The organism is uncultured Wocania sp., assembly GCF_964021735.1.
Lineage (GTDB): Bacteria > Bacteroidota > Bacteroidia > Flavobacteriales > Flavobacteriaceae > Wocania_A.
In genome coordinates this window covers 1-23900 of record NZ_CAXIBN010000029.1, presented here as the reverse complement: position 1 = coordinate 23900, position 23900 = coordinate 1, and the positions used below count along the sequence as shown (strand labels likewise).

The window sequence follows — 23900 nt, the reverse complement described above, 5'->3', positions numbered from 1 at the left end:
GCTAAAAGTGGTACGAAAACTACATCTATTTTATTGTCGTCAATTTCAATACCATTAACAGGTTCAGGAATACCCCAAGCACTTTTTTTAATTATTGTACTGTCTGTTAATAAGTAGTTGATTAATGAGGTGTTTTTAAAATTACATTTAGAAACAACAATATTTTTATCTTTTCCTGCTAGAATATTTAAAATATAATCGGTATTAATTTCTTTGTGTTCTTCAATAGATAAAAAAATATGATAGAACGATTTATCCCAAATATCTAATTTTAATAATTGATTTGAAATAACTAAACTTTTCTCATCAATATCTTTTAAAGATAAATGGTTTCGTAATGACTTGTATTTTTTACGTATTTCAGATTTATTCATTTTCAAGTTTTGTAGTAATATGAAAAATGGCATCACCTTGGTAAATAATAGGAGATTGGTTTACATTAAAAATATAACCTGCATTTGGTGCTTTTACAAAATGGTTAAAACTTCCGTAAGGATCTGTAATATTCCCTAATACATCACCTTTTTCAACAAAAGCGTTAATAGCTACTGTTGCTTTAAACATGCCAGAAAACTTAGCCCTTAGCCATTTACTTTTACTTATAACTACAGCTTCTTTTTTTGGTTTAGATACTTTAAATTTAGTGTTTAACATTTCTAAATGATGTAAAACGCGTTTAACACCATTAACACCAGTATTTGTAATAGTGCTATGTATGTTAAAGGATTTTCCGCCTTCAAATAAAAGCATAGGAACACCAACTTTGTGACAAGCATTTCTAAAGGATTTATTTAAGTTTTCTGAATAAAAAATAAAAGGAGCACCAAAAACATGCGCTAATTCTGTGAGTCTTGTGTCGTTGTTGATAATGCGTATTTGTGCAGCATTAAATCGGTCTGCGCCTCCAGTATGAAAATCCATTACAAAATCGGCATGAGGTACAATTTCAGACATTACAAAATGAGCGACCCTACTTGCTAAAGAACCATCGATGCTTCCAGGAAAAACACGATTAAGATCGCGACCATCTGGAAATAGTCGATCCATATTTAAAAAGCCAAAAACATTGATAGTTGGAACACAAATAATGGTACCTCGTTTGGGTTTGTTAATGTCTTTAGCTATAATTTGGCGGACTATTTCTACCCCATTAACTTCATCGCCATGTATACCCGCAGTAATTAATACTGTAGGCCCTGGTTTTTTAGAACGTTCAATAATTATAGGAACATCTAGGGTATTGCGAGTATGTAACTTTGCAACCTCAAAAGTAACAGTAGCACTTTCGCCAAGAGCTACTTTAACACCTAATATTTCTAAAACATCTTTTTTGCTCATTTATCTATTACGCTCAATAAAAGTAATAATGGCTCTGGCAATATTTTTGCCTGTTGCGGTTTCAATACCTTCTAAGCCAGGAGTAGAATTGACTTCTAAAAGTAATGGTCCGCGTGCCGATTGCAACATATCTACACCACAAACTGGTAGTTTTAATACTTTAGCCGCATTCATGGCCACTTTTAATTCGTCTGCGTCTAATTTAATAATATTTGCCGACCCACCACGGTGTAAATTAGAACGGAATTCACCTTCTTTTCCTTGACGTTTCATAGCTCCAACAACTTGCCCATCTACTATTAAAGCTCTTAAGTCTGCACCCTTAGCTTCTTTAATATATTCTTGTACAATAACCCGTGCTTGTAAACCATTAAAAGCTTCTAAAACAGATTCGGCAGCATTTTTTGTTTCGGCTAAAACAACACCTAAACCTTGAGTGCCTTCTAGTAATTTAATAATTACTGGGGTACCTCCAACATGTTCTACTACTTCTTCAACATCTCTAGAATAATTAGTAAATACTGTTTTTGGCATACCTATTCCGGCTTTGCTTAAACGCTGTAAACTTCTTAATTTGTCTCTTGATCTTGAAATAGAGTCTGAAGATGCAATTGTAAAAACACCCATTTCTTCAAACTGCCTTACCACAGCACAACCATAAAAGGTAATTGATGCTCCAATTCTTGGAATAACAGCATCTACATAATCTAGATAACGATCTTTATAAAAAATAGTAGGTTTTTCGCGCTCTATAATAATATCGCACTTTAAGGGATCAATCACTTCAACCTCATGACCTCTACTTTCTGCTTCATCAATAAGGCGTTTTGTAGAGTATAGGCTAGCGTTACGCGATAGTATTACTATGTTCATTTAGTTTGCTTTTAAAAGATTGGTTTTCAATATCAACATCAATAAGAAATTTTTTACTTAAAAATTGGCGACCTATTAGTACAGGAAATTTCATATCGTCTCTCGTACTTAAAGTTAAATTAATTGTATACGTTTTACCAAAAAATATGGCTTTTGTTTTAATTTTATAGCGATTCTCTTTATGACCATTACTACTTTTTACATCGGTGTAAGTATAGTCTTTAAAAGAAATGTTTTTACTGTTAAAATTTGGGTGACCTTTACTTTCAAACACACATTTTAAGATATTATTTTCTTCAATAATTTCTGAGCAATGTATGGCAGAGGTATATGCTCCAGAATCAATCTTTACGTCAATTTCGAAAAGATTCAATTCAGGAAAGTCTATTTTGTCTGTACGACCAATTATTTTTTTCATTCTTATTTTATAGAAAGGAATAAGTTGTGCAAGATAATGATAAACTGTATCTAAAAGGTTTCTTTTTAATAGGAATTACTACCTTTGGTATAATGAGTAAACCTACCCTTGAAATAGCATTAAAAACCTTACCAAATGCCCCTGGGGTATATCAGTATTTTGATGCTGATGATACGATTATTTATGTTGGAAAAGCAAAAAATTTAAAAAAAAGAGTCTCCTCATATTTTACTAAAACACATGAAAATGGTAAAACCAAAGTATTAGTAAAAAAAATTTCAAGTATAAAACACATTGTTGTTGAAACTGAAACCGATGCGTTATTGCTTGAAAATAATCTGATAAAAAAACATAAACCACGATACAATGTGTTGTTGAAAGACGACAAATCGTACCCATGGATTTGTATAAAAAAGGAGCGTTTCCCTAGAGTGTTTTCTACACGACGTGTGTTTAAAGACGGTGGCGAATATTTTGGACCTTATACCAGTATGAAAACAGTACACACCTTATTAGATTTAATAAAAGGCCTGTATAATTTACGAACGTGTAATTACCATTTATCCGAAGAAAAAATCCAAGCAGGAAAATATAAAGTGTGTTTAGAATACCATTTAGGAAATTGCAAAGGCGCGTGCGAAGGGTTAGAAACCGAAGCTGAATACAACGAAAACATTAAAGCCATTCGTGAGATTTTAAAAGGGAATTTTAAAGATTCGTTGCAACAATTTAAAATTCAAATGCGTGGTTATGCTGAAGCAATGCAGTTTGAAGACGCACAAAAAATAAAAGAAAAAGTAGAAGTATTAGAAAACTACCAAGCAAAATCTACCATTGTAAACCCTAAAATTAGTAATGTTGATGTGTTTTCTATTATGAGCGACGAAAGTTATGGTTACGTTAATTTTTTACAACTGTCGTACGGATCTATCATTCGATCACATACCTTAGAGATTAAAAAGAAATTAGACGAAACCGATTTACAATTGTTAGAATTGGCGATTACAGAAATACGGCAACGTTTTCATTCCAAATCAAAAGAAATATATGTGCCTTTTAAAGTGAGTTTAGGCGATGATGTTAAAGTAACCGTTCCTAAATTAGGTGATAAAAAACACATTTTAGATTTATCACTGCGCAACGCGAAATATTTTAGAATGGAGCGTTTTAAACAAGATAAAATTGTTGACCCTGATAGGCATGTAAATCGTATTATGGCGCAAATGAAAGCGGATTTACGATTGTCTGAAGAGCCGCGACATATTGAATGTTTCGATAATAGTAACATACAAGGCACACATCCTGTAGCTGCTTGTGTAGTGTTTAAAAATGGAAAACCCAGTAAAAAAGATTACCGGCATTTTAACATAAAAACGGTTGAAGGGCCAGATGATTTTGCATCAATGGAAGAAGTGGTTTATCGCAGATATAAACGTTTGTTAGATGAAAAACAGCCATTGCCACAACTTATTATTATTGATGGTGGGAAAGGGCAGTTGTCATCTGCATTAAAAAGTTTGGATGCTTTAAATTTAAGAGGAAAAATAGCCATTATAGGAATTGCCAAAAGATTGGAAGAATTATTCTATCCAGATGATCCAATTCCCTTATATTTAGATAAAAAAAGCGAAACCCTAAAAATTATACAACAACTGCGTAACGAAGCGCATCGTTTTGGTATAGAACATCACCGAAATAAACGTAGTAAAACTGCGTTAAATACAGAGCTTGAAACTATTCCTGGAGTTGGAGAAAAAACGGTAGTAGAGCTATTAAAGCATTTTAAATCGGCTAAACGTGTTGCCAATGCAAAGTTGGATGAATTAGAAGTTGTGGTTGGGGTTTCTAGAGCAGAGAAAGTTTATAATTATTTTCATGGGAAGTAAACAATCTACAAGGTTTTTAAAAGCCTTGTAGATTTAATATAAATTATGAAAAAGAGGGTTTTTAAAATATTATTAATAATTGGAGCATTACTTGTAATTCCAATTACTTATATAAATTCATCTTCTTTTATTGAAAATCAAGAATGGAAGTATATAGATGGTGCTCATATTGGTGATTGGTTGACTAAGACTAATTTCGATATTGAAGATAGAATAATTCATTCCTATCATGGAAAAGCAAAAATTGTATTTTCTTTCGGCTTCAGGCTTATTATTAGAGATATTAGGACAAATCAAACAGGGTTTTACACAAACAAAAAATAACACTTGAACAAAAAAACAATCATATTAACCCTATGCTTAATCGCTTTGCTTTCCGCGAAAGCGCAGAATGAAGACAAAAACCCTCACGATGTAAAAGTCGGTTTAGTGTTAAGTGGTGGTGGTGCAAAAGGGCTAGCGCATATTGGCGTGCTTAAAGTTATTGACAGTTTAGGTGTTAAAATAGACTATGTTGCTGGCACAAGTATGGGTGCTATTATTGGCTCGTTATACGCATCAGGTTATACAGGAAAGCAGTTAGACTCTATCTTTAAAAAAGTAGATTTCGATAAAATTATAAGTGACGATTTGCCAAGGTCGTCTAAAGCATTATACGAACGAGACAACTCAGAAAAATACGCCATAACATTGCCTTTTGATAAGTTGAAAATTAAACTGCCATCGGCACTTTCAAGAGGACAAAACACCTACAATTTACTTTCTAAATTAACATTACATGTAAGTGACATTCACGATTTTAGCAAATTACCTATACCATTTTTCTGTATTGGTACTAATGTAGAAACTGGCGAAGCTGTAATGCTAGATCAAGGCAATTTAACTCAATCTATAATGGCAAGTGGTGCGTTTCCATCTTTATTTCAGCCCGTAATAATAAACAATCAAGTGTTAATTGATGGTGGTGTAGCTAACAATTATCCTATCGATGAACTTAAGGCAAAAGGTATGGATATTATTATTGGTGTTGATGTACAAGATGGTTTAGCTAATAGAGAAGAATTGATTTCTGCACCCGATGTGTTGCTGCAAATTAATAACTTTAGGACGATTAAAGACATGAAACTAAAGTCTAAAAAGACTGATATTTACATAAAGCCAGATATTACAGACTTTACTGTTGTGTCTTTTAGCGAAGGCGAAAAAATTATAAAAAGAGGTGAAACGGCTGCTTATAAAAAAATGGATGCTCTTGAGGATTTATTCAAATATGATAAAGATAAACCAAAGTTTAAAATTAGTTTACACACACAAGATTCTATAAGGATTAATTCGGTTATACTAAACGGAAACGAAAAATACACACGTGCTTACGTTTTAGGAAAACTTAGATTAAAGTTAAATGAAAAGTTAGATTTTAAAGATTTCTACAAAGGCGTAAATAACTTAGTGGCAACTAATAATTTTGATTCGTTTCAATACCAATTTAGTAAATCTCAATATAGCGATGGGTATGATTTAATAGCAACTGTTAAAGAAACCAATATAACAACGTTTTTAAAATTAGGTTTGCATTATGATGCTTTATACAAAAGTGCGGCATTGGTTAATGTCACTAAAAAAAGATTGCTTTTTGATAACGACATAGCGTCTTTAGATTTGGTTTTTGGAGATAATGTGCGCTATAATTTTGAGTATTTAATAGATAAAGGTTTTTATTGGAGTATTGGTATTCGATCTAGATTTAATCAATTTGATAAAAATATTAATGCGCAATTATTTTTTGATGATGATCAAATAGCAACAACAGGGCTAAACAAAATTGATATTGATTTTCAAGATCAAACCAATCAGTTTTATTTACAAACCCTAATAAAAAAAGATTTTGCATTTAGCGTTGGTGCTGAACATAAACGTCTTGAGATAAAGTCTGAAACAGTAACAACAAATAACAATGAGTTTGTATTTGAAAACACAGATTATTTTAGCGTTTTTGCAGGTTTAAAGTTAGATACTTACGATAATAAACACTTTCCAAAACGCGGTGTGTATTTTAATGGCGATTTACACATGTACTTACTAGCTTCGGGTTTTAATGCCGAATTTGAAGATTTTTCAATAGCTAAAGCAGATATGGGTTACGCCTTTAGTGTTACAGATAAATTAGCACTAAATTTAAGAGCAGGTGGTGGTTTTAAATTAGGCGACAAATCAACCCAAGCCCTAGATTTTGCTCTAGGTGGTTATGGTAATAATTTGGTTAATAATTTTATTCCGTTTATGGGTTACGATTTTGTCTCTCTAACAGGTAATAGTTACGTTAAAGCTTCTTTAAGTGCTGATTACGAAGTTTTTAAAAACCATCATGTAACAGCCGAAGCAAATTGGGCGAATGTTGATGATGATATTTTTGAAAGCGGCGAATGGTTTACACTTCCAGACTATCGTGGTTATGCGTTAGGTTATGCTATTGATACTTTTATTGGGCCAATTCAAGGCAAGTTTAGTTATTCACCCGAAGCAAAACAAAGCGTTTGGTTTTTTAATGTAGGCTTTTGGTTTTAAAGCCATTTTTATTCTTTTTAGAAAGTCTTTATTTTTTACGATATTTGTAAAGTTATGACACCATTTTGGGCAGATTTATTATCATTTCTTCACTACCTTATCAAGAGAAATCCTGAATAAGCAGGCAATTTTTGTATCTTTATATACAATTGAAAATTAAAGTTTTATAACTTTTTTACTTTTTATATTCAACAATTAATACTTAAAAATATGCCTTTTTATCATAAATTAGGAAATATTCCGCATAAGCGTCATATTCAATTCAGAAAACCAGATGGTAGTTTATATTATGAACAATTGTTTGGTACTATTGGTTTTGATGGTATGTCTACAAACAGTTATCACGAACAACGCCCAACGCAAGTAAAAGCAATAAAAAACCAATACAGCGTAGCACCAAAAATAGCATTAAAGAATAATCTAAAATCATATCGTTTAAAAGGGTTTCAGGTAAAACCAGAAAACGATTTTTTAGAAAGTCGAAAAACGGTTTTAATAAACAGCGATTGTGCTATAATATTAGCAGCGCCAAAACAATTAACACAAGATTATTTTTATAAAAATACTGATGCTGACGAGCTCATATTCATCCATAAAGGCACAGGAAAATTGAGAACTATGTTAGGGAATCTCGATTTTAAATATGGTGATTATCTTTTAATTCCACGAGGAATTATTTATAAAATAGATTTCGATACCAAAGATAATAGACTGTTTATTGTCGAGTCTCGCCGACCAATTTACACCCCAAAACGTTACCGAAATTGGTTTGGACAATTATTAGAACATTCGCCATTTTGCGAGCGCGATATTCGTCAACCACAAGAACTTGAATCCTATAATGAATCTGGAGACTTTTTAATTAAAGTTAAAAAACAAGATGATATGATTGAAATGGTTTATGCCTCACATCCGTTTGATGTTGTGGGTTATGATGGGTATAACTATCCGTATGCTTTTTCAATTCACGATTTCGAGCCTATCACAGGGCGTATTCATCAACCACCACCAGTACATCAAACTTTTGAAACCGATGCTTTTGTAGTATGTAGTTTTGTACCTCGACTATATGATTATCACCCTCAATCTATACCAGCACCTTACAATCATAGTAATATTGATAGTGATGAGGTTTTGTATTATGTTGATGGTGATTTTATGAGCAGAAATGATGTTGAAGAAGGTCATATTTCACTACATCCAGCAGGTATTCCACATGGTCCACACCCAGGAGCAGCAGAACGAAGTATTGGAAAAACAAAAACCGATGAGCTTGCTGTTATGGTAGACACGTTTAAACCCTTAATGGTAACCGAAGAAGCAATGAAAATCGCTGATGAGAGTTATCATAAATCTTGGTTGTAGGCCCCTAAATCCCCAAAAGGGACTTTTTAAAACGTTCATTAAAATAATTATTTGAAGCTATTTCCTGCTTTCCGCTATATCTTTTGGTTTTTTGAGAAAACCAAAAGGATGCCGCTTCAATCAGGGCTAAACATATTTGCAAACAAATAGCTTTATCAAAACAAAATACTCAATTACCCGAGTTGAGTTTCTCCCCTTTGGGGAGATTAAGAGGGGCTTTTTATCATGAGTAAAAACATAAAATCAGTAAACTACGGTTTAGAAAAAATATTTAAAGGCGCACAAGATTTCTTGCCGCTCTTAGGAACAGATTACGTAGAATTCTATGTAGGTAATGCAAAACAAGCAGCACATTTTTATAAAACAGCATTTGGGTTTCAATCTTATGCCTATAAAGGCTTAGAAACTGGATCGAAAGACTCAGTAAGTTATGTGCTAAAACAAGACAAAATACGCTTGGTATTAACAACGCCATTAAATAGTAAATCTAAAATAAACGAACACATTGTAAAACATGGCGATGGTGTGAAAGTAGTTGCACTATGGGTTGAAGATGCTAGAAAAGCATATCAAGAAACTACAAGTCGTGGAGCCAAATCGTACATGGAGCCTGTTGTAGAAAAAGATGAACACGGAGAAGTAATTCGTGCAGGTATTTATACCTATGGAGAAACTGTCCACATTTTTGTAGAACGCAAAAATTATAACGGTGCTTTTTTACCAGGTTTCCGTGAGTGGAAATCAGATTATAATCCAACTGCGACGGGTTTAAAATACATTGACCATATGGTTGGAAATGTAGGTTGGGGACAAATGAATACTTGGGTAAAATGGTACGAAGATGTTATGGGATTTGAAAATTTTTTATCGTTTGATGACACACAAATACATACCGAATACTCAGCCCTTATGAGTAAAGTGATGAGTAATGGTAACGGACGTATAAAATTCCCAATTAACGAACCAGCAAAAGGTAAAAAACGTTCGCAAATAGAAGAATATTTAGATTTTTACGAAGGTGCTGGTGTACAACATATTGCTGTAGCTACAGACGATATTATTAGTACAGTATCTCAATTAAGAGCTAGAGGAATTGAGTTCTTGTCTACACCCCCAGAAACCTATTATAAAGCCGTTCCTGGCAGGTTAGAAGAATATAGTCATGAATTACGAGAAGATATTGAAACACTTAAAAGTTTAGGAATTATGATTGATGCCGACGAGGAAGGGTATTTGTTACAAATATTTACAAAACCTGTGGAAGACAGGCCAACCTTGTTTTTCGAAATAATCCAACGTATGGGTGCACGAGGCTTTGGTGCAGGAAACTTTAAAGCACTTTTTGAGTCTATTGAAAGGGAGCAAGCTAATAGAGGAACGCTTTAGTAAATACTATTTATATTTTCAAAACTCCATCATTTTTTAGATGGAGTTTTTTTGTTTGATGTAACAAAAAAACGTTAAGAGCTTCTTATAATAACAGGCTGTATGAAGAATTTTTATATTTTTGGAACAGTAATTGTAATTTCTTGTGTACAACAATAAATGCAAACTCAAGGAGTTACATTATCTATGACCCAATAAAGCATGAAAAAACTACTACTTATATTACTTACATTAAGCACAATTCAAATGGCTTATCCTCAGCAAGAGTCTGCATTTGGCGATGGCGAATGGTTTAAATTCAAGATGAGTTACAGTGGCTTTTTAAAAGCAGGAAATGCAACACTTACTGTTAAAGATTCTAAATTAAATAATAAAGACGTGTATCATGTAGTTGGTAAAGGATGGACTACAGGTATGATAAAATGGTTTTTTAAAGTTAAAGACAGATATGAAAGCTATTTTGATAAACAAACCATCAAGCCTTATAAGTTTGTTAGAAATATAGATGAAGGCGGGCATACTAAAGATATTGAAATAGAGTTTGACCAAAAAAACAATAAAGCTCACGTTAATGATAAAAAACACAAGAAAAAAACGATTATAGATACCAAACCTAATATCCAAGATATGGTGTCAACTTATTATTATTTACGTAATAATATAGATATTAGAACATTAAAAGTAGGCGATGAATTTAAAGTTGATATGTTTTTTGATGAAGAAACCTATGGTTTTAAATTGCAATATTTAGGAGAAGAAACCATTAGTACAGATTTTGGAAAAATTGAAGCTTTAAAATTTAGGCCTTATGTTATGGCAGGACGCGTTTTTAAAGAAGAAGAAAGTTTAACGCTTTGGGTGTCAAAAGACAAAAATAAAGTACCTTTACGCATTAAGGCAGATTTAGCTGTTGGGTCGTTAAGAGCAGATCTTGAGGCTTTTAAAGGATTAAAACACCCTTTTAAAATAGTTGTTGAAAATTAAAGAAATTTTGAGTAATAATATAACCAATCAACTTAAAGAAAAATACAAGGCAATAGACCAAGATTTAGATATTCATTTAGAAGGTCTTTTATACAGTAAACCCATAAATTATTGGGATTATATTCAAACCGATGCCTTATTAAATCTGCAAATACAACGCACGACCTTGCCAGACGAGATGGTATTTATTATGTATCATCAAATAAACGAATTGTTGTTTAAAATGATACTTGGTGAAATTGAGCAAGTAGCAAAACATGATGCCGTTGATGCCAAATTATTCACTTCAAAATTAATGCGTATAAGTTGTTATTTTGATATGCTTACATCGTCTTTTAATATTATGAAAGATGGAATGGATATCGATCAGTACAATAAATTTAGAACAACCTTAACACCTGCAAGCGGATTTCAAAGTGCACAATACAGAAAAATAGAATTTGCATCTACAGAACTTATTAATCTTATAGATAACAGGTTTAGAAAATCTATTGATAGAAACACATCTTACGAGCATGCTTTCGAGCATTTATATTGGCAAGCTGCAGGAAAAGATTATAAAACAGGTAAAAAAAGTTACACCTTAACAGCATTTGAAGAAAAATATAAAGAAGAGTTTATTAGATTTACTAAGTTTTACAATACACATAATTTATTGTCAAAATTTAGAGAGCTTCCAAAAGCAGTTAAAGAAGATGAAAATTTAATAAAAGCGATGCGTCATTATGATTATACGGTAAATATAAAATGGGTTATGGCGCATTATAATACAGCAAATCATTATTTAAATATAGGCGGCGAAACTGCCGAAGCCACAGGAGGAAGTGAATGGGTAAAATATATGCATCCAAAATATCAAAAAAGAATATTTTTTCCAGAATTATGGACAGAAAAAGAATTACAAGAATGGGGAACAAATATTTAATATTGGCAGTTTTAGCAATAATCATTGTTGCTTGCAAAAAAGACAAACCAGAGCCGACACCAGTATTGCAGGAAGAAATTGCCATTGTTGAAAAACCAAAAGAAGTTTTGGAGTTTGGTTTTAACCTAAACGACTATATAGTAAAAAGAGATACGGTAAGAAAAGGCGAAAGTTTTGGAGAAATTTTAGAACGAAACAAAGTTGGCTACCCTAAAATATTTCATATAGCAGAAAAAGCCAAAGATACTTTCGATATTATTAGATCTTTTCAACAAGGAAAGCCTTATACATTATTGTGTTCTAAAGATTCTTTAGAATTACCAGAAACATTTATTTATCAGCCTTCAAAAGAAGAGTATGTCGTTATAAATTTTAAAGACTCTATTCACGCTTTTAAAAGCAGAAAACCTATTAAGTATGTTGAAAAAACAGCAACAGGTGTTATTACTAGTAATATTTCTGAAACTTTAGAAGAACAAGGTTTAAGCCCGAGATTAGCTTATAAAATGGCCGATGAGATTTATGCGTGGACTATAGATTTTAGACGTCTACAAAAAGGAGATCGTTTTAAAGTAATTTACACTGATAAGTATATTGACGATACTATTTATACAGGTGTTCACAATATTAAAGCAGCCTATTTTGAGCATAATAACGAGCCTTTTTATGCTTTTGAGTTTGAAACTGATTCTACAAAAGGTATTATTGATTATTTTAATGAAGAGGCTAAAAATTTACGTCGCGCCTTTTTAAAAGCACCAGTTAAATTTAAACGTATTTCTTCAAGATATAATTTAAAAAGACGCATTGCTGTTTATGGTTATAAAGTGCGTCCGCATAAAGGCACCGATTTTGCAGCAGCCATTGGTACGCCAATTATGGCAACAGCAAACGGAACGGTAACCGAATCAAGAAGAAGAGGTGGTAATGGAAAATATGTTAAAATTAGGCATAATGCAACTTACGAAACTCAGTATTTACACATGAGTAAACGTTTAGTAAAAGTAGGTGATTTTGTAAAACAAGGTGACGTTATTGGGTTAGTAGGTATGACAGGAAATACTGGTGGTCCACACGTGTGTTATCGATTCTGGAAAAACGGAAAGCAAGTCGATCCTTTTAAACAAAAACTTCCTGAAGCTAAACCAATTTCAGATTCGTTAAAATTCAAATATTTAGATTTTATAAAACCTATAAAATATCAATTAGATAATATTCTTTTTGAACCTGAAATTATTGAGGAACAGCCAGATCAAACCCTAATCATTCAAGCAAATTCATAACATGCCGTTACCAAATATAAATCCAACAACAACAAACTCTTGGAAAAAGCTTCAAGAACATTATAATAAAATTAATAATTCACACATGAAAGATTTGTTTGCTCAAGACAGTGAACGAGCAAATAAATTTACCATTAAATGGGATGACTTTTATGTTGATTTTTCAAAAAATAGAATTACAGAAGACACATTTAAATATTTATTAGAACTAGCCAGCGAGGTTAAATTAAAAGAGGCTATTGAGAGTCAGTTTTCAGGTGAAAAAATAAATAAAACCGAAGGAAGAGCTGTTTTACATACTGCTTTACGAGCACCTAAAGATGCAGAGTTTTATGTTGATGGTGTAAATGTAATGCCAGAAATATATCAGGTAAAACAAAAAATTGAAACATTTACAAATGAAGTTGTAAATGGTGAAAGAAAAGGATTTACAGGAAAATCGTTTACCGATATAGTAAATATTGGTATTGGTGGATCGGACTTAGGGCCAGCTATGGTTGTTGAATCGTTGCAGTATTACAAAAATCATTTAACTACACATTTTGTAAGTAATGTAGATGGCGATCATGTAAACGAAGTGATTAAAAAACTTAATCCAGAAACTACGCTTTTTGTGGTGGTTTCAAAAACGTTTACAACGCAAGAAACCTTATCAAATGCAAACACGCTTAAAAAATGGTTTTTAAAATCGGCTACAGAAGATGCTATTGCAAAACACTTTGTTGCAGTATCTACAAATATAGAAAGCGTTAAAAATTTTGGTATAGACAAAAACAATATATTCCCCATGTGGGATTGGGTTGGTGGTCGTTTTTCTTTATGGAGTGCAGTAGGTTTGTCTATAAGTTTAGCAGTAGGTTATACTAATTTTGATAGCTTATTAAAAGGTGCCAACAAAATGGATGAGCATTTTAAAACTGAAGATTTTAAAACCAATATCCCAGTAGTTTTAGCATTAATAAGTGTATGGTATAATAACTTTTTTAAAGCTGAAAGTGAAGCTGTAATAGGCTATTCGCAATACCTAAATCAGTTTGCAACCTATTTGCAACAAGGTATTATGGAAAGTAATGGAAAAAGTGTTGATAGAAATGGAAACCCAATAGATTACGAAACAGGAACTTTAATTTGGGGAGAGCCAGGAACCAATTCGCAACACGCCTTTTTTCAACTTATTCATCAAGGCACAAAATTAATTCCAGCAGATTTTATCGGGTTTGTAAAATCATTACACGGCAATCAAGACCATCAAGATAAATTGACATCTAATTTTTTAGCACAAACCGAAGCACTTTTAAATGGCAAAACTGAGGTTGAAGTTATAGCTGAAGGCACTGAAAAATCAATAATTCCGTTTAAGGTATTTAAAGGAAATAAACCAACAAATACTATTTTTATAAATAAGCTAACGCCCGAAAGTTTAGGAAAACTTATTGCCATGTACGAGCATAAAATATTTGTTCAAGGTATTATTTGGAATATTTTTAGCTACGATCAGTTTGGGGTGGAGTTAGGAAAGCAATTGGCAAGTAAAATTTTACAAGAATTTAACAGCACTTCTGTTAATAATCACGATTCTTCTACAAATAATTTATTGAATTATTATAAAAAATTATTGTAACTATCTTGTATGTAGTCACTTAAAGGAATTACAAAAGGCAGTGAAATATTGATATTATTAACATTCAATATTTTACTGCTTTTTTGTTTGTTAACATTTATTTTATGCGTGCATAATATTTAATGTAATATTATGCTTATTTTTGCACTGACTAATTTCAATATAAATAATTTAAAATTATGAAAAAAACTACTCATTTTTTATTAGTAGCTGTAGCCTTTTTGTTTTCTACAGTTATTATGGCACAAAGTACTATAACAGGTACAGTTAATGATGCCGAACTTAATTCGCCACTACCAGGTGCGAATGTTGTTGAAAAAGGAACAACAAATGGAGCCTCTACAGATTTTAACGGCAAGTTTACTTTAACAACTCAAGCGTCTTCTGGTCAAGTTGTAATTTCTTATCTAGGTTATGCTCCTGTAACTTTATCATTTGATGGAGATGTTGATTTGGGAAATGTTAAACTAACACCAGATAATTCATTAGAAGAAATAGTAATCATCGGATCTGGAGTTATAGATTTAGCTGAAGGTAGAAAAACACCAATTGCTGTGTCTACTATTAAAGCAGCCCGAATTCAAGAAAAAGCGGGTAATTCTGATTTGCCTGAACTTCTAAAGTCAACACCTTCAGTACATACTACACAACGAGGTGGATTTGGAGACGGACAATTGTTTTTAAGAGGTTTTGATCAAACTAATACAGCATTCTTACTTAATGGTCAGCCAATTAATGGTATGGAAGATGGTAAAATGTACTGGTCGAACTGGTCAGGTGTATTAGATGTAGCGCAAGCTGTTCAAGTACAACGTGGTTTAGGATCTTCTAAATTGGCAATATCTTCTGTTGGTGGTACGGTAAATATCGTTACTAAAACACTGGATAAAACACAAGGTGGATTTGTACAGCAAATGATAGGAAATGATGGTTTCACGAAATCAACTGCTTCCTACTCTACAGGTTTAATGGATAATGGATTAGCTGTAACAGCAATGTTTGGACATTGGAGAGGTGATGGATATGTAGACCATACTGAAGGTCAGGGTCAAACGTATTTCTTATCTTTTGGTTATAAAATAAATGATAACCATCTTTTAAATTTAATGTTAACTGGTGCGCCACAATGGCATGCAGCTGCGGGAAATGCAGATTTAGAAGACTTTTTAGCAGAAGGTAGAGGAAGACGTTATAATTCTTGGAACGCAACAGGTGTAGATAGCCCAAATAATTTAAATTCTGGTGTTTATCCTGGCGGACGTAATATATATCATAAACCAGTGATGAACTTAAACTGGGATTGGGATATAAATGAAAAATCATCTTTATCAACTGTTTTATATGGTTCTTTAGGTAGAGGTGCTTTTGTTCAGTCACAGTTTGATAGAAACACTGGTGTTGCAACTTATGCTAGAGGTTCAAATAATAACCACAACTGGTATGGTTTAGTAACTAATTATAATAACGAATTAAATGAAAACTTAAGTTTTAACATTGGAGCAGATGTGCGTTTATATAACGGGATTCACTTTAGAAGTGTAAACGAATTTTTCTCTGTTGATTCTGTTAGTGATTCTAGCACTTATAATGGAGGTAGTTATGAAATAACTGAAGCTTTTGGAGGAATTAATCCTTGGAATGTTTTATTTAATACAAATGATGACCATGGGCAACGTTTACACCCTTATTATGATTATGAAGAAGACATTAACTATTTAGGTGTATTTGGTCAATTAGAATATAGTAAAGATAAATTTTCTGCTTATTTCCAAGGGTCAGCCTCTACGCAATCACATGTAAGAACAGAATATGGGAATTCTTCAGTAGAAGGCAAAGGACAAGAGTCAGAGAAAGTTAATAATCCGGGGTTCAATGTTAAGTTAGGTGGAGCATATCAAATTAATAATAATAATACTGTATTTTTAAATACAGGATATTATTCTCGTCAACCTTACCACAGTGATTTATTTATAGACGACAGAGCTTCTAACCAACTAAATCCATTAAGTGACGAAAATCAAAATATAACTGGAATTGAAGCTGGATATAAATTTCTAGGGGATAAAATTTCTGTAAATGCGAACTTATACTATACAATATGGGATAACAGAATTGATTATGATTCTGAAGATACAGATAATGATAATATTGCAGATGTGTTTTACTCTACAAGTGCTATTAAGCAAGTGCACTATGGTGGTGAATTGGAAGTATTCACGCGTTTAACAGATAAATTTCAGCTTCAAGGATTTTTATCAATTGGTGATTGGCGATATGATGGTAATGTAACGCTTACTGAAACTGTAGAAGGAGGAGGTACAACAACTACTGGTGACATTAGTTATATTGATGGCGTGAAAGTTGGTAATGCAGCGCAATTTACTGCTGGTATTGGTGCTAAATACGAAATTTTACCAAGATTTAAAGTGGATGCTAATTGGAATCAATATGATAAGTTATATGGTAATGCTAATTATGGTGGAAGTGAGTTTTCAACTGCTAATAATAGAGGTTCTATTGAGTTACCATCATTTGATACTGTAGATGCAGGATTATCATACAAATGGTTAGTAGGTGAAAATGACCAGAATTCAATACAATTTCGCTTAAACGTTAATAATGTATTTAGCGAAGTTTATTTAGAATATTCTGATGAGAATAAGCATGTTGATACAGGAGATGTAGCTTGGAATGGTGTTAATGTTGAAAATCGTGTAAGATTTGGTTACGGAAGAACGTGGAACTTTAGTATGCGTTACAACTTCTAATTTTTTTAAAGATTATATAACTAAAAACCGCTTCATACGAAGCGGTTTTTTTATGGGTTTTATTATTACATTTGCTGTAATCAAAATTTCAAAACATAAATTATGTATAATACCGTATTAAATTTGCATTCTTATTGGGCTTATCTTGTTTTAATAGTTTTAATTATTGCAGCAGGTAATGCATTATTTAAAACATTTGGTGATAAAGAATATACAGCCAAAGATTTCAGAATATCGCTTTTTACTTTAATTGTATCGCACATTCAATTATTAATTGGGTTGCTGTTATATTTTGTGTCTCCAAGATTTGAACTTTGGAGTGAATTAGGAGGGAAAGTTATGAGTAATTCGATAGCACGTTTATATCTTGTAGAGCATCCTTTTGTCAACATTATAGCAATTGCTTTAATTACTATTGGTTATTCAAAACATAAAAAGAAGCTAACATCTGCGTCTAAATTAAAAACAATAGCTATTTTCTATACGATTGCTTTGGTCTTATTTTTGTCAAGAATTCCATGGAGTACGTGGATGAGTTAATACAGATCGAGAAAAAATAAAAACTAAAAAGCTACAAAAACGATTTGTGGCTTTTTTTAGTCAATAACCTCCTTGATTAAGTATAAATAAACAGGGAAATGGTCGCTAAAGCCACCAGTAAAGTTTCCATTAGAAAAACTTCTAAAAGGGTATCCTTTATATCTTCCTTTATTGTGAATTAAATAAGGTTTGTTAAAGATACCTGCTTTATAAAACCTAAATGATGAAAAATCTTTTTCTAATAAAGGTTTTGAAATCATAATTTGATCGAATAGATTCCAATTATCTCTATAAGCATTAGTACCAACACCATTTGCATAAAAACTTTCCATAGGATTATAAATTCCTTTTAAACCCACTTTATTTTTATCTTTTTTTGCTTTCAGTATATCTTTAACACTTGAATTTGTTGGGTTGTCGTTTAAATCGCCCATAATAAAAATCTTAGCGTATGGGTCTATCGATTGAAGGGAGTCAACAATACGCTTATTTAATTTTGCAGCTGCAATACGCTTAGGCCTGCTCCTAGCCTCTCCACCTCGTCTTGATGGCCAATGGTTTACAATTATGTGAATGAATTCATCTTCAAGCTTGCCGCTTACTAATAATTGGTCGCGGGTGTAAATTCTTTTTTGATTTTGGTCATCATAAATTTTCAATCCATGAGTGCTAGTATTTAAAGGTGTAAATATTTTTTTCTGATAAAGCAGAGCCACATCTATTCCTCGAGTATCGGGCGAATCAAAATGTACAATGCCATAATTTTTATCTCTAAGTAGTGAGTCGTTAACAACATCTTCTAACACCTCTTTGTTTTCAACTTCAGAAACTCCAATTATTGCGGGCGTGTTTTTTGTAACATCAAATCCAATATCAGCAATCACCCGAGACATGTTTTTTACTTTCTTTTTATAGGCTTCGGCACGATTCGTTTTTATCTCCATTATCGGGCTAAATTCATCGAATTTATTAGGGTCATTTATAGTGTCAAATAAATTTTCTAAATTGTAAAAGGCTATGGTGTGAATTTTAAATTTCTTTTCTTGAGCATTTACAATAGTAAAAATGCTTAAAAATAAAATTGAAAATCCAAGACGTATAATATTCATTTTAATAACTAACTAGTTGCTTTGTAATAATACAAAACCTAAGCCAAAGTTATTATGGCGATGTAAAAAATTTAAAAACAATTAGTTACTTTTTCTTATTATTGGTGTCTTAAAGATAATTATGAATAGAATAACCCTTATTTTTTTATTCGGATTTTTTTCAATTTTAACTGCTTTTTCGCAACAAACTATTATTAAGGGGAGTGTTGTGGATGGTATTTCTTTTGATCCCATACCTGAAGTAACGATTACCATTGAAGAAACAAATCAAACTACACAAACAAGTTTATTAGGCGAATTTATATTTAATAATAATGTGCCTTTAGGTGAACAAATTTTAAGGATTTCTAAAACGGGATATATTACAAAGCGTTACCCGATAGTTGTAAATGAAAACCAAACGGTGAATATCACAGATATGACTTTGGAAGTGGATACCGCTTCACGAAACCTATTTATAATAACACTTTCTGATGATGAGTTAAACGACGACACGAGTGGTGCAGATAATATTTCGGGATTATTGGCATCTTCACTAGATGTGTTTCAACGTACTGCGGCGTTTGAATTTAGCTCCTCGTTTTTTCGGGTTAGGGGCTTAGATTCTAAAAATGGATCTATACTAATTAATGGTATAGAAATGAATAAAATTTACAACGGAAGACCGCAATGGAGTAATTGGGGCGGAATAAATGATGTATTGCGTAATCAAGAATTAACCTGGGGTTTAACGCCTTCAAACTATAATTTTGGTGGTGTTTTGGGTACAACAAATATTAACGTAAGAGCCTCAGAAGCAAGACCCGGAGGCAGAATCACCTACTCATCTTCTAACCGAAGTTATACTAATAGGTTCATGGCAACCTATGCTTCTGGCCTATTAAAAAACAATTGGGCATATACTATTTCTATTGGCAGACGCTGGGGTAATGAAGGCTATCAAGATGCAACAAGTTATAATTCTAATTCATTTTTCGCTTCCGCGGAAAAGAAAATTAATGATGCGCATAGTTTGAATGTAACTGCTATTTACACGCCTAACAGACGTGGCAAATCGTCACCCAATACTCAAGAAATCTACGATTTAAAAGATATTAAATACAATGAATATTGGGGTTGGCAAAACGGTGAAAAACGAAACTCAAGAATTAAGGAGGTGAACGAACCTATTGTGATGTTAAATCATTATTGGGATTTGAATAGTAAAACAACTATAAATACAAACATTGGCTACCAATTTGGAAAATTAGGCAACAGCCGATTGGATTATAATGGTGCCGATTTAGTTAATGGGTTTCCGCAAGGTGGTGGTGCAAACCCAAGCCCTACGTATTATCAAAAATTACCCAGTTATTTTGAACGAAACTTTCCTAACGATTTGCAATTTGCATACAATGCTTTAAAAACATTTCAAAATGAAGGACAAATTAATTGGAATGCCATGTACAGTGCTAATATTAACAATGCTCAAAATGGAGGAAATGCTATTTATGCACTTTATGAAGACCGGGTGGATGACTCACAATTAACCATAAATTCTATTTTAAACACTGAAATTAATGACCACATTCTGATAAACGCAGGTATTAATTTTAAAAGCTTAAAGTCTGAGAATTTTGCTGAGGTATTAGACCTCTTAGGCGCACAAACCTATTTAGATATTGATGGGTTTGCCACCGAAATAAATGAGGCTCAAAACGATTTGTTAAATCCAAATCGAATGGTATCTCAAGGTGATAAATTTAAATACCATTACAACATTTTTGCTAATGAATTAAGTGCTTATGCACAAGCTCAATTTAATTATAAAACACTAGATTTTTACGTTTCAGGAAGTATAAAAAACACCCAATATCAAAGGGAAGGTATTTACCAAAACGGAGGCTTTCCTGATAATTCTTTAGGCAAAGGCGAACAGCTTACATTTACAGGATTTGGCGCCAAAGCAGGCGCTACTTATAAGCTAACAGGTAAACATGTGTTTGATGTTAATGCAGGATATATCTCGAGAGCACCATCAATTCAAAATACTTTTTCAAATTCTAGAGAAAATCATAACATAGTGCCTAATATCTCAGAAGAAAAAGTAGCTTCGATAGATGCGAGTTATATTTTTCGTTCCTCAATAGTGAAAGCAAAATTAACAGGATATTTTACAAAAATTACTGATGCCAGTGAGATATCATTCTTTTTTGCCGATGGTATTGGTGGCGATAATACCGCATTTGTACAGGAAATTTTACAGGGTATAAATAAAAAACATTTAGGAGCCGAAATTGGTGTTGAAGCTCAAGTTACACCAACTATTAAGTTAAAAGGGGCTGCTGCTGTAGGGCAGTTTACTTATGATAATAATCCCAATTTATTTTTGTCTACAGAACCTGATGCCGATGCTTTAGCTGCTGGATTTGTTGATGGGTTTAAAGATTTTGGACAATCAAAATTAAAGAATTATAAGTTAGCTTCTGGTCCGCAAAATGCGTATTCGTTAGGATTTGAATATCGAGACCCCGATTTTTGGTGGTTTGGTGCTACGGCAAATTTTTTCTCAAATACGTATATTGATGTGAGTCCGCTAACACGCTCATCAAACTTTACAACCGATTTTGATGGCAATGTTTTTAACGATTATGATGAAGATTTAGCAAGAACACTTTTAAAGCAAGAACGTTTTGATGATTATATGGTGGTGAATTTAGTGGGCGGGAAATCATGGAAAATAGGCAAATATTACGTTGGGCTTTTTGCAAGCGTTAATAATGTTTTAGATGAAGTATATAAAACAGGTGGTTTTGAACAAGGTAGAAATGCCAATTTTAGAGAACTGCGTGATGATAAAGCATTGGAAACTCCAGTTTTTGGTCCAAAATACTGGTATGGAAGAGGGACAACGTATTTTTTAAATTTGAATTTAAGGTTTTAAAACGCAAACGATTTGTCAGGTTGAGCGCAGTCGAAACCTAAATGAATCTAAAAATAAAAAGGATGAAGAATAATATTAACAAAACAGTATTTGGTTTTATATTGATGTTTTTGACTGTAGCGTCTTGTGTAAAAGACGACGATTATGGTGTGCCAGATATTTCAATAACAAATCCTGATATTCCGCAAGAAAAAATCACCACGTTTAAAGCTATTAAATCGCTTTATGAACAAGCTGTGAATGGTGGCAACACAACCGTAATAATAAATGATGATGTTTATATTGAAGGCTATGTGGTGTCATCAGATAAATCAGGAAACTTTTTTGAAGAGCTCATTATTCAAAATAAAACAGATGATAGTAACCCCGATGATGATCCCAGACTCGGTTTTAAGGTAGATATAAATGTAAGTAGTTTATCAGATACCTATCAATTTGGTCAAAAAGTATATGTAAAAATGAACGGATTAACCATTGGCGAAACTAGTGGTGTTATTACCATTGGCAAAGGCGATGCGGTAAATGTAAAACAAATTCAAGCTTCGGAATATAAAGAGATTGTTATTAGAAGTAATGAAGTAGCCGAAATATCACCCAAGATTGTTGGTTTAGCAGATTTAACTGAAGCTGATGAAAACACTTTAATTCAGTTGGAAAACATGCAGTTAAACAGGTTTGAATTAGGAGCTACTTACGCTAGTGAATCTTTTGATGAGTTTGACGGATTCCGATTATTAGAAAGTTGCGATTCTGGTATTTCCATGATTATGCAAACCAGTACGTTTTCAGACTTTAAATCGCTTATTGTACCACAAGGAAAAGGAAGTGTAACAGGAATATTTAGTAGAGATTTTAGAGACGATTTTAGCGTGATAATCATTAATAGTTCTGAGGCTGTTAATTTTGAAAGTACAGAACGTTGCGATCCTATGGAATTAACTTGTGGTTTAGCAGCAACGGTAGGGACAGGAAATTTATTTATGGAAGATTTTGAGCCTCAAAAAAACAATAAACCCATAGAAATTGTTGGTTGGACAAATTATATTGAAGCAGGTACAGTAGCTTGGGAAGGGTATTCGTCAACATCATCAAATGCCTCTTTGGGACGTTCTGCGAGGTTTCAACCCGCTAGTTCTGGAGACGATAGTAGCATTGGTTGGTTAATAACCCCACCTATAGATTTAGATGCGCATGAAGGTATAACATTGCGTTTTAAAACATCAAATAGTTTAGCAGATAGTAGTTTTATGGAGGTGCTGTATTCGCTTGATTGGGATGGAAATGAAGCTAATATTACCACAGCAACTTGGGGTGTATTATCTGCGGCTTATGTGGTGAAAGATACCGATTCGTTTGTGCCATGGTTTAATTCTGGAAGTGTCGATTTATCCTGTGCAACTGGAACTATGCACATTGCATTCAAATATACGGGAAGCGGACAAGATACTTTTGATGGGGTTTATGAATTGGATGATATTAGTGTTGATTATGAAGAATAATTAAAATAGTAGAAAGTCATTAAGAAAACATTAAATTCGCCAAATGACGGTTTTCGATCAATTTTACTATTCCATATTTTCGTTTTATAAAAAGCGATATAGGCAAAAAGCAAATAGCATTGCGTTAGTTTATGTATCTGTTCTTCAAATAAGTTTAGTGTTCTTGTTGGGTTGTTTTTTCGCAGCTTTTTTTAATCAAATGCATACTGATACGATGTCGAGTACAAGTGCGTGGATATTATTTATTATGGGATCTATTGGGATTCATTTTAAAAACTGGATACAATACACAGGTAAAAAACGTATGATGATAAACGCAAAAATGGTTAAAAAGAAAAAACCACAGACTAATATTTGGCTACTTTGGGCTTTGCCCTTTGTTGCTTTAGGTTTGGCTTATGTTATGTTTCAAGCTGT

Annotated in this window: 19 protein-coding genes; 14 read left to right on the top strand and 5 right to left on the bottom strand. The window is 32.7% G+C overall.

The genetic code is table 11. The features are described from left to right. From AADI82_RS04300 to AADI82_RS04285, 4 genes are all read right to left on the bottom strand, one after another. Nucleotides 1-374: 5-formyltetrahydrofolate cyclo-ligase (locus AADI82_RS04300; protein WP_341215225.1), on the bottom strand; the 374-nt coding region annotated here is incomplete at its 3' end. Next, on the bottom strand, nt 367-1338 hold the full coding sequence (locus AADI82_RS04295; protein WP_341215224.1) for a succinylglutamate desuccinylase/aspartoacylase family protein: 972 nt from the start codon (nt 1336-1338) through the stop codon (nt 367-369). The genes AADI82_RS04295 and AADI82_RS04300, both read right to left, overlap by 8 nt. Beyond that, on the bottom strand, nt 1339-2211 hold the full coding sequence (rimK, locus tag AADI82_RS04290) for a 30S ribosomal protein S6--L-glutamate ligase (protein ID WP_034042037.1): 873 nt from the start codon (nt 2209-2211) through the stop codon (nt 1339-1341). Further along, complete coding sequence (locus tag AADI82_RS04285; protein WP_341215223.1) at nt 2186-2629, bottom strand: RimK/LysX family protein; 444 nt, start codon at nt 2627-2629, stop codon at nt 2186-2188. Before AADI82_RS04285 ends, rimK begins: the two co-directional genes overlap by 26 nt. A 92-nt stretch (nt 2630-2721) precedes the next feature. Here AADI82_RS04285 and uvrC point away from each other — a divergent pair, with 92 nt between their 5' ends. The 11 genes from uvrC (at nt 2722) to AADI82_RS04230 (ending at nt 17952) form a co-directional block, all read left to right on the top strand. After that, complete coding sequence (uvrC, locus tag AADI82_RS04280) at nt 2722-4515, top strand: excinuclease ABC subunit UvrC (protein WP_341215222.1); 1794 nt, start codon at nt 2722-2724, stop codon at nt 4513-4515. Nucleotides 4516-4560: 45 nt separating this feature from the next. After that, nucleotides 4561-4839 carry a hypothetical protein gene (locus AADI82_RS04275; protein WP_341215221.1) on the top strand — a complete coding sequence of 93 codons (279 nt, stop codon included), beginning with the start codon at nt 4561-4563 and terminating at the stop codon, nt 4837-4839. A 3-nt stretch (nt 4840-4842) separates the two neighbouring features. After that, a complete protein-coding gene (locus tag AADI82_RS04270) occupies nt 4843-7080 on the top strand; it encodes a patatin-like phospholipase family protein (protein WP_341215220.1) in 2238 nt (745 codons plus the stop codon). A gap of 210 nt (nt 7081-7290) precedes the next feature. After that, complete coding sequence (locus tag AADI82_RS04265; RefSeq protein ID WP_341215219.1) at nt 7291-8445, top strand: homogentisate 1,2-dioxygenase; 1155 nt, start codon at nt 7291-7293, stop codon at nt 8443-8445. A 225-nt stretch (nt 8446-8670) separates the two neighbouring features. Beyond that, nucleotides 8671-9831: a 4-hydroxyphenylpyruvate dioxygenase gene (gene hppD, locus AADI82_RS04260; protein WP_341215218.1), complete on the top strand. Its 1161-nt coding sequence runs from the start codon at nt 8671-8673 to the stop codon at nt 9829-9831. Nucleotides 9832-10032: 201 nt separating this feature from the next. Continuing rightward, nucleotides 10033-10815, top strand: coding sequence for a DUF3108 domain-containing protein (locus tag AADI82_RS04255; RefSeq protein WP_034042031.1), 783 nt, complete (start codon nt 10033-10035; stop codon nt 10813-10815). 7 nt (nt 10816-10822) lie between these two features. After that, a complete protein-coding gene (locus tag AADI82_RS04250) occupies nt 10823-11740 on the top strand; it encodes a tryptophan 2,3-dioxygenase family protein (RefSeq protein ID WP_341215217.1) in 918 nt (305 codons plus the stop codon). Next, nucleotides 11698-13023 carry a peptidoglycan DD-metalloendopeptidase family protein gene (locus AADI82_RS04245; protein ID WP_341215216.1) on the top strand — a complete coding sequence of 442 codons (1326 nt, stop codon included), beginning with the start codon at nt 11698-11700 and terminating at the stop codon, nt 13021-13023. The genes AADI82_RS04250 and AADI82_RS04245 overlap by 43 nt, the downstream gene beginning before the upstream one ends. A gap of 1 nt (nt 13024) precedes the next feature. Continuing rightward, a complete protein-coding gene (gene pgi, locus AADI82_RS04240) occupies nt 13025-14644 on the top strand; it encodes a glucose-6-phosphate isomerase (protein WP_341215215.1) in 1620 nt (539 codons plus the stop codon). Nucleotides 14645-14823: 179 nt separating this feature from the next. Then, nucleotides 14824-17412 carry a TonB-dependent receptor gene (locus AADI82_RS04235; RefSeq protein WP_341215214.1) on the top strand — a complete coding sequence of 863 codons (2589 nt, stop codon included), beginning with the start codon at nt 14824-14826 and terminating at the stop codon, nt 17410-17412. A 102-nt stretch (nt 17413-17514) separates the two neighbouring features. After that, entirely contained in the window at nt 17515-17952 is a 438-nt protein-coding gene (locus AADI82_RS04230; RefSeq protein ID WP_341215213.1) for a hypothetical protein, read from the top strand. A 56-nt stretch (nt 17953-18008) separates the two neighbouring features. On the opposite strand, the gene AADI82_RS04225 is transcribed toward AADI82_RS04230, so the two are convergent. After that, complete coding sequence (locus tag AADI82_RS04225; RefSeq protein WP_341215212.1) at nt 18009-19061, bottom strand: endonuclease/exonuclease/phosphatase family protein; 1053 nt, start codon at nt 19059-19061, stop codon at nt 18009-18011. A gap of 121 nt (nt 19062-19182) precedes the next feature. Between AADI82_RS04225 and AADI82_RS04220 the strand changes: the two genes are divergently transcribed. The 3 genes from AADI82_RS04220 to AADI82_RS04210 form a co-directional block, all read left to right on the top strand. Then, nucleotides 19183-21984 (top strand): TonB-dependent receptor, encoded by a 2802-nt coding sequence (locus tag AADI82_RS04220; RefSeq protein ID WP_341215211.1) that lies wholly within the window; start codon nt 19183-19185, stop codon nt 21982-21984. 62 nt (nt 21985-22046) lie between these two features. Then, nucleotides 22047-23483 carry a DUF5689 domain-containing protein gene (locus tag AADI82_RS04215; RefSeq protein WP_341215210.1) on the top strand — a complete coding sequence of 479 codons (1437 nt, stop codon included), beginning with the start codon at nt 22047-22049 and terminating at the stop codon, nt 23481-23483. A 43-nt stretch (nt 23484-23526) separates the two neighbouring features. Then, the coding region (locus tag AADI82_RS04210; protein WP_341215209.1) for a hypothetical protein at nt 23527-23900 on the top strand (374 nt) is incomplete at its 3' end.